Annotated in this window: 16 protein-coding genes; 5 read left to right on the forward strand and 11 right to left on the reverse strand. The window is 44.1% G+C overall.

Features of this window, described 5'->3' with window-relative positions:
- Positions 1-79 precede the first annotated feature (79 nt).
- Complete coding sequence (locus LQV63_RS25815) at positions 80-601, reverse strand: TetR/AcrR family transcriptional regulator (protein WP_019418936.1); 522 nt, start codon at positions 599-601, stop codon at positions 80-82.
- A 772-nt stretch (positions 602-1,373) separates the two neighbouring features.
- On the opposite strand from LQV63_RS25815, the gene LQV63_RS25820 reads away from it, so the two are divergent.
- The 3 genes from LQV63_RS25820 to LQV63_RS25830 all read left to right on the forward strand — a co-directional run bounded on the left by LQV63_RS25820 (position 1,374) and on the right by LQV63_RS25830 (position 3,304).
- Complete coding sequence (locus LQV63_RS25820) at positions 1,374-1,694, forward strand: helix-turn-helix domain-containing protein (RefSeq protein ID WP_233698821.1); 321 nt, start codon at positions 1,374-1,376, stop codon at positions 1,692-1,694.
- On the forward strand, positions 1,621-2,136 hold the full coding sequence (locus LQV63_RS25825; protein WP_233698822.1) for a GyrI-like domain-containing protein: 516 nt from the start codon (positions 1,621-1,623) through the stop codon (positions 2,134-2,136). Before LQV63_RS25820 ends, LQV63_RS25825 begins: the two co-directional genes overlap by 74 nt.
- A 154-nt stretch (positions 2,137-2,290) precedes the next feature.
- Positions 2,291-3,304: a phosphotransferase enzyme family protein gene (locus LQV63_RS25830; protein ID WP_233698823.1), complete on the forward strand. Its 1,014-nt coding sequence runs from the start codon at positions 2,291-2,293 to the stop codon at positions 3,302-3,304.
- An 849-nt stretch (positions 3,305-4,153) separates the two neighbouring features.
- Here LQV63_RS25830 and LQV63_RS25835 read toward each other — a convergent pair.
- The 4 genes from LQV63_RS25835 to LQV63_RS25850 all read right to left on the reverse strand — a co-directional run bounded on the left by LQV63_RS25835 (position 4,154) and on the right by LQV63_RS25850 (position 7,957).
- Positions 4,154-5,458: an NtaA/DmoA family FMN-dependent monooxygenase gene (locus LQV63_RS25835; RefSeq protein ID WP_233698824.1), complete on the reverse strand. Its 1,305-nt coding sequence runs from the start codon at positions 5,456-5,458 to the stop codon at positions 4,154-4,156.
- A 269-nt stretch (positions 5,459-5,727) separates the two neighbouring features.
- Positions 5,728-6,555: an AraC family transcriptional regulator gene (locus LQV63_RS25840; RefSeq protein WP_233698825.1), complete on the reverse strand. Its 828-nt coding sequence runs from the start codon at positions 6,553-6,555 to the stop codon at positions 5,728-5,730.
- Positions 6,556-6,747: 192 nt separating this feature from the next.
- Entirely contained in the window at positions 6,748-7,296 is a 549-nt protein-coding gene (locus LQV63_RS25845; RefSeq protein WP_019419911.1) for an RNA 2'-phosphotransferase, read from the reverse strand.
- 79 nt (positions 7,297-7,375) lie between these two features.
- Positions 7,376-7,957 (reverse strand): TetR/AcrR family transcriptional regulator, encoded by a 582-nt coding sequence (locus LQV63_RS25850; RefSeq protein ID WP_233698826.1) that lies wholly within the window; start codon positions 7,955-7,957, stop codon positions 7,376-7,378.
- A 253-nt stretch (positions 7,958-8,210) separates the two neighbouring features.
- On the opposite strand from LQV63_RS25850, the gene LQV63_RS25855 reads away from it, so the two are divergent.
- Positions 8,211-9,416 carry an MFS transporter gene (locus LQV63_RS25855; protein WP_233698827.1) on the forward strand — a complete coding sequence of 402 codons (1,206 nt, stop codon included), beginning with the start codon at positions 8,211-8,213 and terminating at the stop codon, positions 9,414-9,416.
- A gap of 150 nt (positions 9,417-9,566) precedes the next feature.
- On the opposite strand, the gene LQV63_RS25860 is transcribed toward LQV63_RS25855, so the two are convergent.
- The 6 genes from LQV63_RS25860 to LQV63_RS25885 form a co-directional block, all read right to left on the reverse strand.
- A complete protein-coding gene (locus LQV63_RS25860) occupies positions 9,567-9,791 on the reverse strand; it encodes an alpha/beta hydrolase family protein (protein ID WP_233698828.1) in 225 nt (74 codons plus the stop codon).
- Between the two features lie 82 nt (positions 9,792-9,873).
- Entirely contained in the window at positions 9,874-10,206 is a 333-nt protein-coding gene (locus LQV63_RS25865; protein WP_233698829.1) for a hypothetical protein, read from the reverse strand.
- Positions 10,207-10,223: 17 nt separating this feature from the next.
- Positions 10,224-11,366, reverse strand: a complete 1,143-nt coding sequence (locus LQV63_RS25870) for a DHHW family protein (RefSeq protein ID WP_233698830.1) — start codon at positions 11,364-11,366, stop codon at positions 10,224-10,226.
- 21 nt (positions 11,367-11,387) lie between these two features.
- Positions 11,388-12,773 carry an MBOAT family O-acyltransferase gene (locus tag LQV63_RS25875; protein ID WP_233698831.1) on the reverse strand — a complete coding sequence of 462 codons (1,386 nt, stop codon included), beginning with the start codon at positions 12,771-12,773 and terminating at the stop codon, positions 11,388-11,390.
- A gap of 6 nt (positions 12,774-12,779) precedes the next feature.
- A complete protein-coding gene (locus tag LQV63_RS25880) occupies positions 12,780-13,265 on the reverse strand; it encodes a DUF4358 domain-containing protein (protein WP_233698832.1) in 486 nt (161 codons plus the stop codon).
- Between the two features lie 167 nt (positions 13,266-13,432).
- Positions 13,433-14,185: an SDR family NAD(P)-dependent oxidoreductase gene (locus tag LQV63_RS25885; RefSeq protein ID WP_233698833.1), complete on the reverse strand. Its 753-nt coding sequence runs from the start codon at positions 14,183-14,185 to the stop codon at positions 13,433-13,435.
- 168 nt (positions 14,186-14,353) lie between these two features.
- On the opposite strand from LQV63_RS25885, the gene LQV63_RS25890 reads away from it, so the two are divergent.
- A complete protein-coding gene (locus LQV63_RS25890) occupies positions 14,354-15,238 on the forward strand; it encodes a LysR family transcriptional regulator (protein ID WP_233698834.1) in 885 nt (294 codons plus the stop codon).
- The last annotated feature ends 71 nt before the right edge of the window (positions 15,239-15,309 follow it).

Consider the following 15,309-nt stretch of genomic DNA (forward strand, 5'->3'; position numbering starts at 1 on the left):
TTATTTATTAATCAATAAATTTGATTCCGAAAAAAGTGCGACCTCGTAGAGGCGCAGCGTAGCAGGGCTTCCATACATTTTATTTTTTGGGCCACGGTGATAAATTAGGCGCTTCAAGCACTTCTGACATCGTAATAATCAGACCGGAGCCGATGAACATGCTGGCAGCGAACTGGGCATTCGGAATTCCGGCTTGTTCGAAGCGTCGAATGATGGTCTGATGAATCGAAGTGAAATGATCGCGCACCGTATCGCGCACCGCTGACTCCGAAGTCGTAAATGCCTGCATCGTCACTAGCATCTCATCGCGATGCGTCTCGATGAGCTTGCCGAAGGCGCGTCCCATCGTCTCCACTAACTGTTCAGGGGGTGCATCCACGCTGGAGAAGGCTTCTTCAATTTTCCCCTTGGCGCGTTCGAGAACAGCAATGAACAATTCTTCCTTGGATTTGAAAAAGTGAAACACATAGGGCTGCGTTACGCCAGCCGCTTTGGCTACATTGGCGGTTGTGGTTTTGTAAAAACCATGCTCGGCAAAGGATGAGACAGCGGCATCGATAATTTGATCCTTGCGAGATGGAGAAGCTTTTTTTGATGACATGTCGGTTCAACACCTTACTTGGATGAATTATTTATTTATTAATTAATAAATTATTACTTCTCGTGCGAATTGTCAAGCGAATATAACAAAAAGGGCAGATCCATGTAGTTTCATCCCCCTCATGGATCGCCCTCACACATTGCATAAGACGACATAGCTCTATTGCGATACAACGGTATTCCAGCTCATTTATCCGCCAATTGCTCACATTGGTGGTCTTTACGGTATCGGCAGAAAGTTGTTTAGAAGAAGATAGGTAATATCTTTTGATTAAGGACTGGGTACCCACAGGGGTGCTCTTATTTTTCGCCGTAGCCCCGTTAAGCTGAACCGTACCATAAGTAACTGCGAAAAACTGGCGTGTAAGAGGGCCTGAGGCCTGTAAGTTCGATAATTTATAAGATATTCTAGCCCTTAAAGTGACTTAGGGGCTTTTTTATATATGCAAGAAACGACAATGTTTTCCATCCCATGGTATGATTTCACTAGTATCAATTTTGTTCCATCAAGATTTGATAAAAGACATTATGTATAGGACGTAAGTCGAAATAGGTACAGAAGACGAACGTTCGGGGACGAGGAAACACGATATGTTTCAATAAACTTAGGCGGGATACTAGTAGGCGTGGAGGATGCTTTCATAGCTATTGAACGCGAAACCTAAGCGCAATTTGACCGTAAATCTCCATCATGTGTTAATTGCGTAACCCACAGAGCTTGCTATTATGCTTATTATAAGGAACAAAAATATTCTAGGAGTGTGACATGGGTTATGGAACCATACAAGCTTCTATCTGAGCTCGTATCACGAATAGAAGAAAATGTTTCTGGTACTAGGGAGACAGAATATCTGGCCGATCTCCCGATCTCCATTGTTCATTTACGTCGACTCTTCAAGTTCGCTTTCGGCGTGCCGCTACAAAGCTATATCCGCTCTCGAAAGCTGGCCGCCAGCTTGGAGAATTTGATGCTAACCGAGAAACGGGTCCTCGACATTGCAATCGAATGCGGTTATGAACATGAGCAAACCTACATGGCCGCATATGGTCATGATTCCATCCTTTCATTTAATCGGGCGAATGCATCAAATTGAGATCGCTGAAGCGCTGACAAAAGCACCCGAAGTTGCTAAGCAGTTTTGGTGGAACAATCGGCATGAAGTGCCTAATCCAGTAGAACCCAATATCTATTACGGTCTAACGAGGGCACCTGATCCATCGCTTAGTTGGACGTACTATCTACCGTCTATGCGTGTAATGGATCTAAACGATATTCCTGACGGCTTTACAGGCGACACCTTCCCTACTTCCTTGTGCGCCGGTTTTCGATATATTGGGAACCATCATTACGAGGAGATTGACGAACTGCGCGCAGAGGTGCTATATACTGCCATCGATAGGCTTGCACAGGAACACAAAGGGAGATATGAGCTTCTGGACAGCGAATTATTTTTCGAAAAAATCGATACGGATGCATACAATGGAATGTATTGTCAAATGGAGTGGTTTGCGCCAATCAGAGTGAATTACACTTAAAATGATCAAAAAAGTTCATTGAACGTGACGCTATTGAGGTATGTTCTTATTGTAGAGTAACAAAAAATAAAGGTTTGTACGAAAAGGGGTAAATATGAATTATAACGAAGTTGTTTCAATCGGCGATACCTATTAACTTAAAGCAGTATCGGAGTTGTTCGAATTAGAAGGCTATGAAATCCAGCTGATTCCGGCACATGAGGGAGGGCGGAATGTCGTTTATACCTGTGAGAAAGAGGGCGAAGACGCCAAAATACTCAGAATCGCTTTCTTACCTGACAGGAGCCGGGAAGATTTTCTGGGAGAAGTTGAGTATATCAGGTATTTATTCGAGCATGGAGGAAGTGTCTCGGATGTATTCAGCTCCAGGAAGGGGAATCTGCTGGAGGAGATCACCCACAATAACCACACCTTTTTTGTCTGCCTGTTTGAAAAGGCTAAGGGAAAAATGCTTGTAGAAAATAATTATCGGTACCGGGAAGGAGCTCCAATTACCGAATATTATTATAATTGCGGTAAAGTCCTGGGGAAACTGCACCAAATATCGAAAGGGTATATGCCTGTCCATCGCCGGCATCATTTTTTTGACAAATTCAATACCGAATATATCGATAAACTGTTACCCGACTCCTTATCTCTGCTTAAGGAGAAGCTGGTAGAGCTCCTGAATACCTTAGAAGGATTGGACAGGAACCAGGAGACTTTCGGTATGATCCATTTTGATTACAACGATGGGAATTATTCGATAGATTTTGATACCGGGCAAATAACGGTATATGATTTCGATAATTCATGTTTCGGTTGGTATATGTATGACCTGGCAGATCTCTGGAGAGGCGCAGTGGGCTGGATACAATTTGAACCAGATGCCGGCAAACGTAAAAAGTTTATGGATGATTATTTTAAAATAGTCCTCGAGGGATACAGATCCGAGACCAAGATCGAAGATTCGATGTTGGATAAGTTGTCTCTATTTATCAAAGTAACCCTCATGGAAAATATTGTAGAGCGATTCAAGGATATGCGTGATAATGGTGAAGAGCCTGAGTGTGATGAGGAGCTGTCGTATCTCATCAAGTGCATGGAAGACGATATCCCGTATATGGGATTTTTCCATGAGATTTACTCTTGTGAAGAACCCTTTGAGTATGAGGAACGAAATATTTAGTCTTTACTATACTTTTTACTAAATAAGCATACCCAAAGGAGAAGAATTAGTAACCAGTAATAATGACGTAATTCATTCTATAGCTTATATTAATATGAGTAATCCGCAAAATGGGAGTAATCCTTGATGGCGATAAAGTAAGATTAAAGATCCCGGCTAATTTAGAGGATTACGAACGCCAGGCAGATGAGTTAGCTGATGATGATGTCTTCTGCCTTAAATAAAACATAAATAGCCCATTACACTGTAAATTGGAAATAAAGAAGCCTCCAATTTACAGTGATGGGCTAAATTAAATTTTCTAAGCACTACACTACATTAGACTAGCTATGTTGATCCTACACGGCTTTTCGAATTACAAAACCGTCAGACTTCGTAAAACAAGTATTAGACTAACCACAATAATAGAAACAGCGGCAGCCTTGGATGGGAAAATAAAGTCCTAGACTACCGCTGTTTTATTGAACTCGTTTAATGCCGCCCTACTACTTAGACATGAGAACACTGGCAAGATCGCGCGAATCATCAAACGATCTGCTGGCAACTTTCGCCCCTTCGCCGTTAATTGCCTCAATCTCGTATGGAGCGTCGGCTGACGACGGTAGTACAACATACCAGAGCCTCTGACCTACCCCATAATCGATTAACTTGGCATTATATAGGGTGGCAAGGACTGAAACAAATGCAAATACACAAATCACGAATACTATATGTATAATATCTAATTGCGGCATCATCGAATCAACAATTTTATGGTGATAACATCGGCTTCCTATTTAAACAAACTGGGCAGCCCCTCCAAGCTTTCAGCTTAGAAGGGCTGTCCTATGTTTTAATAAGTATCAGATGTTAAATACCCAAATGTGCACTCAAAGTCGAGCCTGCATATTCGCTTCTGAACAAGCCTCTTTCAACCAGCTGCGGCATCAGTTTTTCAAAAAATATTTCCATCGATTGTTCTGAGCCGCCTGGAAGAGCTATAAATCCGTCAATCGCTCCAGCCTCAAATCGCTCAATAATATCGTTCGACACGTCCTCAACCGTTCCAACAGAAACCCAGTGAGCAGATCCGACGACCTCCGGCCTTGCCAATACCTCTTCTACTGTAGGCTGATAGTTTGTAATATATCGGCGCAACAGCTCAGCATGTGTCCGACTGCGGACTGGCTGATTCGGATCGGGGAGCATATCGGCAGTTACGCGATGATCCAAAGCAAAGCTGCTTATATCAAGGCCCAGCACTGATTGGAGCGATGCATGTCTGCGCTCCACACTCAAATGTGCGTGTGCAGCCTTATGTAATTCATGCGCTTCCTCGCGAGTTTCAGCCAAGAAAAAATATAATCCAGGCAAAACTCTGATTGCGTCCGGATTGCGTCCATGTTCCTTGGCCCTTCTTCTCAGATCATTTCGTAATTCCACTCCCGACTCAAGGTCCGGCATCGCTGCAAAAATAGCATCCGCTACTGAAGAGGCGAAATTTCGTCCTATATCTGAAGCGCCTGCTTGAAATAACGGGATGGATCCCGATTTATGGGCAGGCAAAGTAAGCGGTCCCCGGACACTGAAAAACTCACCTGAATGATTAATGGAGGAAACCTTATCCGTATCAGAAAAGATACCTGACTCACGGTCAATCACAATTGCTTCATTCGGGAAGCTATCCCATAGCTTGCGTACGACATCCGTAAATTCCATTGCTTTCGCATATCTTTCTTGCGGTGAAGGCATAGGTGAATCACCGAAATTTTCTGCGCCTTCTATTGAAGTTACGATATTCCAGCCAGCACGTCCGTTGCTGAGCCAATGCAACGACTGAAGCTGCCTTGCAACAACATACGGTGGATTAAAAGTAGTGGAAACAGTTGTAACCAGTCCAATCCGCTCGGTTTCACGAGCAATCGCCGCAAACATCATTGTAGGGTCTGGGCTGCCAAAATTAGCGGAATCGCCCAGCATCTGCGGGCTAACATAAAGATAATCCGCCTTGAAAAGAAAATCGAGCTTTGCCTTCTCCGCCATTTTTGCCAAATCAATGTAATAGTCAATTGACTCCATTTTTTCCACATTGCTGTCTGGGTGCCGCCAGCCGACTCCTTTCATCCAAGTTGCGGATAAGGATAATCCAATACATAATTGTCTATTTGTAGTCAATTCTATCAACCTTTCTATATATAATAATAATTTTGCGCCTAGGAGATACTCCGATCCGTGCATGTTCAAAAAGACGAAACAGACCGATTGGTCATCAAAGACTCACGCCTCTCCACGGCATCAAACGCCCCAGTGATCATAATGCGACCCCAGAAATATTAGTAATGATTCTCATTATCAATATAAGTGTAGCAAGGACTAAAAAAAATGAAAATACACAAATCGCGAATGCTATATGTATGATTATCTAATCCAGGCTTGCTGTGTGGTTATTTATGATTATCTATTTTATGTGTGTATGCGGAGGGAGACACACCGAATTTCTTTTTAAATACTCTACTGAAATATAGCTGATTGGCATAACCGACACTGACAGCAATATCGCGGATGGGAAAATGGCCTGCTTTAAGTAATTCACTCGCTCTTTCCATACGATAATTAATGACATAGTCGATGGGACGGAACCCCGTATATTTGTGAAAGAAGTATGAGAAGCGTTTGGGACTCATTGCATGCAACTCAGCTAACTCGTCGAGTGTCAACGGATTCATATAATGCCCGTTAATGTATGCAATGGCCTCCTCTATCACCCTTTTACTTGGAAAACTGCCACTCTCCCGATACCTGCAACCCACCAGAACTTGATGCACGATGCTTAAGAATAATTCCTTGACGCGAAGTTTCCCAATCCCTCCAAGTGTATGGGCATTCTGATGGAGCATGATCAGTAATTCTATCACTCTCGGATTTGCTCCCGGTTCAAGCTTGAAATGAGAGTCGCATTCATGACCTCTATTTTCATCACCTAACTTGTCCAATCGATAAAAAAGTGAATAGTACTCGAACTCTGATTGTCCTATAACTTGGGAGTCCATTTGCATGCCTGGAGCCGCATGAAATACTGATCCTGGAAGTAATTCGTAGGCAGTTCCGTTCACACACATTTTAGCTTCTCCACGAATGATAAAAAGAAATCCATGCTTTACGGTCCTAAAGTCACGCAATATACTTTTCGGCTGGATGACTAAACGGTAGGTACCTTCTATATCACAGGAACCACTAGCAAATATCTCGGCTAATTTATCCAAATCTATCATTGTACTACACCTGCTTCCTATCTGGGTTACTTTCAATAATGCCAAACGATACATCTACTCCTCGGGGTGTCAGTCTCGCCGCTATCTCAGTCTAATTCTTCATTTTTCTTGAACATCAAAGGCTGAAATCTGTCGGCGTTTCCGCTCACCCTCCCATTCTGAATGATAGGGAGAATGGAGTGAAGTGAAAAACTACTCATATAACGCCAAATATTGGGGCGCTACATAATCAGCTAACCACACCCCATTTTCAGCAAAATAAAATTCGACTCCATCCAACAACGCCTTGCTCGTATCAACCTGAATGATCACTAACTCGCCTCTTCTTTTACCGGCAATGATAGCGAAGTCCAGCTTTTCTGATAAATGAACATACTTTCTGCCCATAGGTTTGATCCCTTCGGTAAATATACGGTCCGCTGCTTTACTATTCGTCCCATGATATAAAACTTCGGGAGGCTGCAAAGCTTTATAGTTCAAACGCTCAGAGCTATGACCGTATTTAGCGCGAATATGTTCGCCCATAATCTCGTAACGTTGTTTATCGCAATGGTTCACGACTAATTTAATATCCTCTTGTTCCACGCTGATCCATCTCTGTTCACTTCGGATCGCATGGAGCAAATCTTCAATCCTGCAATATCCGTGATGATCTAAGGATAAGCCGAATTCGTGAGGGGTGTGACGAAGTATTTTACTCATAAACTTGCTTAGGCTCTGTTCTTCTTTTCTTGACAGCATAAAATCCCCACCTTTAAGGTTTAACTTCTCGGACACACTTATAAACCATCGTACCCCTCAGTATACTTAATGGTGATGACTACTCAAGCAATGTAAGTATGACCGCCACAGAATTATCGACAAATGATCGTTCTGGACGGGATTTCATCATCACGGTAAGTCCGATTAATGACACGACTAGTGTCTGCGCTAACGTTTTTGCATTCTTCCCCTCTTCAAGCTCACCTGATCGGATACCTCTTTCAATCGTCTCTTGAAATATGGCCGCAAGATACATCTGATGTTCCCTTGTAAGGATTTCAAATTTCTCATCATGGGGTGCAAGCTCCACCATCGTATTGAGGCAAAAGCATCCCCGGTTGCAACCTACTTCATATTGCTCTGACACCATACCTTCAAAAAAAGCGCGGAATGATTCTTTTACAGATGGACTGGTTTGAAGTTTAGCTCGAACATAAGAAGCGTGGAAGCGCGTATATTTTCGCAGCGCGGCTTCGAATAATTCTTTTTTGTCTCCGAAGGCTGAATAAATGCTTGGCCGCTGAATGCCCATTGCGGTCGTCAGATCGGTTAGTGAAGTCGCATCGAACCCCTTCTTCCAAAAAATTTGCATAGCTGCGTCTAATGCCTTTTCCTCATCAAATTCCCTTGGCCGAACCATGACAACCCCTCTTTTCATATCGTTCAGTATGTTATGATTTTATTCTTTAAAGGATGAGTTGTCAACTTATGGGTATTCCTTTTCGTTTATTAATCCTCTTATAGAAAACGGTATTTCCCTATACTGACTTGCAAATAACTTCTTGACATGACCGGTTTTTCAAGTTAAATTTACCTACAAACATTATGTACCGTTCAGTATATTATACTTATCGGTATATAAATAACGAATTGATAGGGGGGAGTGTGTAAAAATGGGGAAGCTTGAAGAAAAGGCAACCGTCTCTTCAATGCCGCGTTATGTGGCACTGTTGTTTGCAACCGCCTGCGGGCTGGCTGTCGCCAACATCTACTTCGCGCAACCGCTGCTCGACACTTTAGCAAGTGAGTTCGGTATCGGCCATTCATCCGTTGGCATTGTCATTACCATCACGCAGATATGTTATGCGCTGGGACTGCTGCTGCTGGTGCCGCTCGGCGATCTTCTGAATCGGCGGCGGCTCATCGCCGGTCAAATGCTGCTGTCTGTGTTGGCTCTTATTGTGGTTGGCACCGCCGCCAACAGCACGATGCTGCTCATAGGCATGGCTGCGGTCGGACTGCTTGCAGTAGTGACGCAGACGCTTGTAGCGTTCGCGGCATCTTTAGCGGCTCCGGCCGAGCGGGGGCGGATAGTCGGGGTGGTGACAAGCGGAGTGGTAATCGGCATCCTGCTGGCGCGAACCGTTGCCGGCATATTGACCGATCTCGCGGGTTGGCGTTCGGTCTATCTCGTCTCTGCGGTGTTGACTCTTATAATGGCCAGCGCGTTGTTCCGTGTGCTTCCGCATCATGAACCTGATCGAACGTCTCTGTCCTATCCACAACTGCTGCGCTCAGTTCTTATGCTATTTGCGCAAGAGCGAATCCTGCGCATCCGCGCCGTGCTCGCTCTGCTGATTTTTACCGCATTCAGCATATTGTGGACTTCGCTGGTGCTGCCTCTCAGCTCGCCGCCGCTATCGCTATCGCATACCGAGATCGGAGCGTTTGGTCTCGCAGGCGTTGCCGGAGCATTGGCGGCGGCCCGGGCAGGCCGCCTCGCCGATCGAGGATTAGGACAGCGGACCACCGGCGTTGCCCTGACGCTGCTGCTGGCATCATGGCTGCTCATCGGTTATACCGAACAATCGCTATCCGCTTTGATTATTGGTGTCATTATCCTTGACCTAGCAGTGCAAGCTGTGCATGTGACTAACCAGAGTATGATCTATGCGGTACGGCCTGAGGCACAGAGCCGCCTTACCGCAGGTTACATGATCTTCTATTCCATCGGCAGTGCCGCCGGCTCGATCGCATCGACCAACATGTACGCATTTGCCGGCTGGAGCGGAGTGTGCCTGTTGGGTGCCGCGGTCAGTGCCTTCGCGCTCCTGTTCTGGGCATTAACCCGCTGGCTGCCGTCTTCAACATCGAAATAAATCAAGGTCCATAGGTAACACATATTGTAATGTGAACCAATGAAGCACCCTAGAGACAGAATTATCTAGGGCGCTTCCTTTTCCATACGATACAGAGCAGACTACGAATATGGTTTGAAGTTAACCTAATTATTTATCTGCTCCAAAATATCAAATAACGTCTCGTTGAATCTCTCCTTCTGAATCTATCATCGGAATGTGTCCCGCATCTGGAATCGAATAAAATAGCTTGAGCGGCGCTGCTATTTTCGGAAAAAATTGTTTTGCTAATGGATAGGGTGTTTGCCAGTCTCGTTCACCCTGGATATAAAATACAGGTATTTCATATTCTGTGCCCAGTGATGGCAGATCGAACGATTCCATCAGAAATTCCATAATTTGACGCTGACCTTCGCTGGCAATTCCAGTGCGGAAAAAGCATCTCACGTCCCTGAGTGTACCGAATAATTGCGATCTCTCATTGCTTTGCTCCTCCCGCCATGTAACCGGCAATGGAATGGACGAGAATATCCAAGGCCTTCTTTTTTCCTTGTTCCCCGGAAGGGGTATCGGCCGCCCCAATAAAATGGAGCGCATTCATTAAATAGGCAAGCACCTCAAAGTCGCAATCAGATTCATCAATGCCGCAAAGCGATAAAGTCCTGCTGAAATAGTCATTTGATTTCCTTGCTTCCCAGTCCGCAGCTGCAGCAGGAAGCTTGCGAAGCAGATACTCAATATCCGATGGAGCAACGTAAAAAACAATGCTGTCCTCCGCATTTGTTTTATAAATTTTGTACGGGATGGCCATAACGGATATTCTTATCTCTATTTATTTAATTTCAAGAGTGCGGCATTGTCGATAAAAGTGGCTGTATTAAAGAGTAACAGCACGTTCTTAATTCCATTCTCGGACATATAGTCGCTGATGCTACCGTTATAATAACGGATGTCGATAACTTGAATTTCTGGTACGTTTAGTGTTAGGAAAGGAATTACGCTATGAGCGTAGGAGTCCTTTATGACTAACAACTTCTCTTGTTTGACGGCTTGCGGATCAAGCTTGCTTGTGAGCTTCATAAGGGCATGGACCCCGCCTAAGAAATAGGAGTATTGATCCTTCTTCTCTAAAAAGCTGGCATCGTACATGCTCATAAACGTTTCACCTGTATCTGCGATATACATCTCGGTCGATACGGGTTTAATGGGGGTGTAAACTTGAATGGAATCTGGGGTTATGCCATTGAATTGACTCCGGGTATGGTAGCTTCCTAGGAACGAATCGCTCACGGTTTGAATATGGAATTCCTTCTTGGACATAGGCTGCCAGCCCATTTTCTCAGCATAGGCTACGTAAGCCAAGTAGGCGCCGTTCGTCGTCCAATGATGATCGGTCCGATAGTAAATCGGTTCTGAAGCATGCTGGCTTAAGAAATCAAAGCCGTCAATAAACGATACGCTATCCTGCACGTATTCAGCAATATATTGATTGACCTTGGCTTGAGAGTAAATTGGAGCTAGCCATGGCAGACGTTCAGGGTAAATGCCAACCGATGTAGGTGCAAGCATGAAGGTGGTGTTCGCTTCTGGGTGGTTGCTGGCAAATTGCTTTACAGCCTTTGTATATTGCTGAATTTTTGAATAATCTGGCGCTACGAACTTTTCGAACAAATAGCCATCTCTCCCCTTATAAATCCCGTTATTCTCTTGTTGCAGCCGTAATTGCTCAACAGCGGATTTCACCCATACCCACTTGGCACGAAAAGGAAACTGATCTGTCACGAAGCTCTCGGCCTCTTGGGCATACTTTTTGGACAAAAGGTTGTCCCATGACAGATGCGGGGCGCTCTGTAAATATCGGTTTTCTAGATCGGAGAAACGTTGAGCAGGCAGTAAGAGAAAGGTTAGAGACATGAGAAACAGCGCTACGACAAATCCTACTACCAATAATCGATCTGCCCTCTGCTTCATAATCTACAACCTCCTTAATGGTTAGAACCGGAAATATAAGAATGGGTTAAATGTCGCGTCTACCAAGTAGGCGACGGATAGGAAGAATAGCACGCCATGCCAAACGAGAGGCAGAAGCGACCTAGTGTTTTTGCTCCGTGACTGCTTCATTGGCAAAGAGGCAATAATCAACACGAGGATCAGAATCGCGTTCGTGTAAGTGAAATATAGAGTACTGTTATCCCACAGTGGTTGGTGATTGAATCCCACCATTGCTTGCAAATATCGGAGCACCATGGGAAGTTGGTCAAAGGCGAACAACACCCATCCAATGAGAATAAGCAAGAGCGCATAAAGGTGCCTTACCCAGCGCGGTAGGCGATTCAGCAGCTTTAATCCCCACCATTTTTCAATAATGAGAATAACGCCGAAGTACAACCCCCACAACAAGAAATTCCAGCTTGCTCCATGCCAAATTCCTGTAAGCAACCACACGATGAGAATATTGCGCAATTGAATGCCTAGTCCCCGGCGATTACCGCCAAGCGGGATGTAGACGTAATCGCGAAACCAACTGCTAAGAGAAATATGCCATCTTCGCCAGAAGTCGGTAATGCTCTGCGCGATATAAGGCTGGTTGAAGTTCTCGTTAAATCGGAATCCGAACATAAGACCGAGACCGATGGCCATATCGGAATAGCCGCTAAAGTCGAAGTAGATTTGAAAAGCAAAGGCGATGATGCCAAGCCAAGCGGTTAAAGCAGGCATCGAATCCAGATTGGAGCTCGATATGGTGTGCCAGAGCAGTCCAATATTGTTGGCAAGAAGCACCTTTTTCGCAAGCCCAATAATGAACCGCCTGACCCCTTCCGCAAATTTCTCGATATTCACCGAACGCTTACGCAATTGCTCTGCGAGGGTGTTGTATTGAACAATTGGACCTGCTACTAATTGCGGAAACAAGGCGACGAAGGTACCGAAGTCAATCCAATTTCTCTGTGCTTTTGCGGTTCCTCTATACACGTCTATAATGTAGGACATGGATTGAAACGTATAGAACGATATTCCGATAGGGAGCGGTAGTTCCGTTAAAGGGATGTGCGTTCCAAGCAGTTCATTCACATTCAGAATAAGAAAATCCGCGTATTTGAAATACGATAATAACCCTAGGTTAACGACAACAGAAAACACGACAATCCACTTGCGTTGAATAGTGTTCAACTTTGGCCTACTAAGTAGTAGGCCGAAGCTGTAATCCGTAATGGTGGACAGCAACATAATTACAATGTAAACGGGTTCGCCCCATGCATAAAAGATGAGGCTGGTTAAGAATAAGATGAGATTTTTGATTCGCCATGGCGAACAGTAATAAAGAGCAAGGACGGCCGGCAAGAACAAGAATAGAAAAAGTAGGCTGCTGAATAGCATAGACGGTTATTTTTGATCAAAGAAGCTATCGTATGTTTTTACAAGTTCGTCGGCATTTTCGGAAATAACGAATAGCACGTAGTTGCCTTTCGTGACAAGCTTATAGTTTTTGGCATTCTCGTATTGGTCAGGCAGGTACGTTTCGAATTGCTTTTGCACTTCTGACGCGCGTTGTTTAATAGCGGTTTCGATAGCAGGGATATCTTTCGCATCTTTGACTTTCAAGATAGCGATTTCGTTGGTCTTCACGTTCATCATCGGGATTCTAATGGTATATTCTTCAAGCAACGCAAGGTCTAGATGGTATAACTCCTTCACCATATCCGCTTGCAGTTCTATTAACGCGGGTTGCTCCACTTGTGCAATCATCTGGTCGGCCATTTCTTTCGTAGGCAGCGTTGCTTCAATCGGTGTTTCCTTGTTACTGGAACAGGCGCTAAGCACCAAGCTTAATATGATTGTCAACATAAGAACGAAGTTATGTTTTTTCATTCTGTGCGCTCTCCTTAGTGTGTTTGTTTTACTTTCTCAGGCCTATCGACGTATGGAGTTTATAAAAGGTTTCACTAAATATATATTTCCCAGTTTTTGCGCAAATATAAAAAAACTCAAGCCGGATTCCAGCCTGAGTTTTCTATCATATTCATTCCGATCAATAATTACTTGAAAGAAGCATATCCTTCATCAGCCATCACAACACTGCCATTGATAGCGCTTGCTTCTTCTAATGAAATCAAATACACGGTATCTGCTACTTGTTCAGGTTGGGTCAATTTATTGCCCATGACCTTTGCTTTCATCGAATCTACTAAACCATTATCTTTGTATCCTTGAATAATTGGCGTATCTACTGCTCCTGGCGCAACTGCCACAACACGAATTCCATAGGCAACTAACTCGAGCGCTGCTGATTTGGTCATCATAATAACGGCCCCTTTTGTTGCATGGTAGGCAAAAGTTCCAGGTGACGCTAAGAATCCAAACACAGATGCTGTATTAATAATGACGCCTTTAATGCCCAATTCTCTCATTTTTCGGCCTGCTGCAATAATTCCGTAGGCCACTCCATGTTGGTTCACATTAACTACGCTATGATAATCATTCAAATTTTGATCCAGCACGGGCGTCACACGTCCTATCCCGGCATTATTAAACATGATGTCAATTCTTCCAAATGTCTCTACCGCTTTTTCCACTAACGCTTCTACATCTTCAAGTTTGGATACATCCGTTTTGACGAAGATCGCTTCCCCGCCCTCCGCCTTAATCAATTCGACGGTTTCATTTCCTGTTTCTTCGTTAAAATCTGCGACAACGACTCGATCGCCTTTACTCGCAAATTTTAAAGCCGTATGTCTTCCGATCCCGCTGGCTCCACCCGTAATGACGGCAACTCTTTTAATTGATGTCATCTCTTGTTCCTCCCTTATCTTACATTTCTCAGTTTTTTGTTCTATAGTGAGTATAATCACTGACAGCAAATATTCTTTTATGTTCTTATTGTAGCATCGCTTTCTATTAACTAAAATTTATATATATTAAATTATAGTTAAGAAATACTTAAGAGGAGGTGTGAACACATGAATCTTGAACAATTGGAATACATCGTTGAAGTGGCAAAAACCGGTTCTCTAACGAAGGCTGCGCAAAATTCCCATGTCACCCTCTCGGCGATTAGCCAATCGGTATCCTTGCTCGAATCGGAGTTAGCGTTAAGTTTATTCAACCGCTCGCGCGGCTTGGGAGCTGTCCCGACGCCGGAGGGCAAGGCTATCATCAGCAAAGCCAGTGAAGTATTATTGAAAATAAATGAGCTCAGAGAAGAAGCCCAATCATATAGCAATACCTTAAGCGGACAATTAAGAATAGCCACGATACCCGGGCCCATGCATTTGCTGGTGGGCGTCGTATCGAATTTCAAGCGGGATTTTCCCAATGTCAAAATCGAAATATTCGAAAAGGGGCCTAAGGAAATATTAGATCTAATGAAGCACGACAAAATTGATATCGGGTTAATCGCTTTATCCGAAAATCTAATAGAAAAACATCATACTCTATCCTTTGAACGATTGCTGGAAGGGAAAATAGTCGTCGGGGTAAATAAACAGTCGCCTCTTTTGCTGGAGAAAACGATAACGCCAGAAAAATTAGTGGGGCAAACGTTAGTTTTGTATGATGATGAGCACATTCGTGAATTCATGACACAGTTTATCTCTATATATGGGGACGTTGACATTCTTTTTATCAGCAACAATACGCAGGCTATCCAAAATGCGGTCACAGAAGGGTTAGCGCTTACCATTGGACTTGATTATTCGTTTAAAAACGATGGACCGCATATTATCCCCTTAGAGCTGGAATCACCAAATACCGAGCCCATTTATTACGGATGGGTGCTGCCTGAAGAGAAGCACGCTTCTCAGGTTTCCAAGAGATTTCTTAACAGGCTTAAATTCGAATTTTGACACTCCACACGGCTAAAGCCGTGGGATTCTTAGCTAGTTGGTGCTTCCGCAGTCCATTTCTGGTTTGGAAA

Origin of the sequence: Paenibacillus profundus (assembly GCF_021369635.1) — a bacterium.
GTDB classification, from domain to species: Bacteria; Bacillota; Bacilli; order Paenibacillales; family Paenibacillaceae; genus Paenibacillus_B; species Paenibacillus_B profundus.

Bases quoted from the DNA above. Each gene is read 5' to 3' on its own strand.
- LQV63_RS25875 (WP_233698831.1), bottom strand. From the start codon at position 12,773: ATGCTATTCAGCAGCCTACTTTTTCTATTCTTGTTCTTGCCGGCCGTC.
- LQV63_RS25850 (WP_233698826.1), bottom strand. From the start codon at position 7,957: ATGGTTCGGCCAAGGGAATTTGATGAGGAAAAGGCATTAGACGCAGCT.
- LQV63_RS25845 (WP_019419911.1), bottom strand. From the start codon at position 7,296: ATGCTGTCAAGAAAAGAAGAACAGAGCCTAAGCAAGTTTATGAGTAAA.
- LQV63_RS25825 (WP_233698822.1), top strand. From the start codon at position 1,621: ATGAGCAAACCTACATGGCCGCATATGGTCATGATTCCATCCTTTCAT.
- LQV63_RS25890 (WP_233698834.1), top strand. From the start codon at position 14,354: ATGAATCTTGAACAATTGGAATACATCGTTGAAGTGGCAAAAACCGGT.
- LQV63_RS25860 (WP_233698828.1), bottom strand. From the start codon at position 9,791: ATGGAATTTCTGATGGAATCGTTCGATCTGCCATCACTGGGCACAGAA.
- LQV63_RS25855 (WP_233698827.1), top strand. From the start codon at position 8,211: ATGGGGAAGCTTGAAGAAAAGGCAACCGTCTCTTCAATGCCGCGTTAT.
- LQV63_RS25820 (WP_233698821.1), top strand. From the start codon at position 1,374: ATGGAACCATACAAGCTTCTATCTGAGCTCGTATCACGAATAGAAGAA.
- LQV63_RS25815 (WP_019418936.1), bottom strand. From the start codon at position 601: ATGTCATCAAAAAAAGCTTCTCCATCTCGCAAGGATCAAATTATCGAT.
- LQV63_RS25880 (WP_233698832.1), bottom strand. From the start codon at position 13,265: ATGAAAAAACATAACTTCGTTCTTATGTTGACAATCATATTAAGCTTG.
- LQV63_RS25865 (WP_233698829.1), bottom strand. From the start codon at position 10,206: ATGGCCATCCCGTACAAAATTTATAAAACAAATGCGGAGGACAGCATT.
- LQV63_RS25870 (WP_233698830.1), bottom strand. From the start codon at position 11,366: ATGAAGCAGAGGGCAGATCGATTATTGGTAGTAGGATTTGTCGTAGCG.
- LQV63_RS25840 (WP_233698825.1), bottom strand. From the start codon at position 6,555: ATGATAGATTTGGATAAATTAGCCGAGATATTTGCTAGTGGTTCCTGT.
- LQV63_RS25885 (WP_233698833.1), bottom strand. From the start codon at position 14,185: ATGACATCAATTAAAAGAGTTGCCGTCATTACGGGTGGAGCCAGCGGG.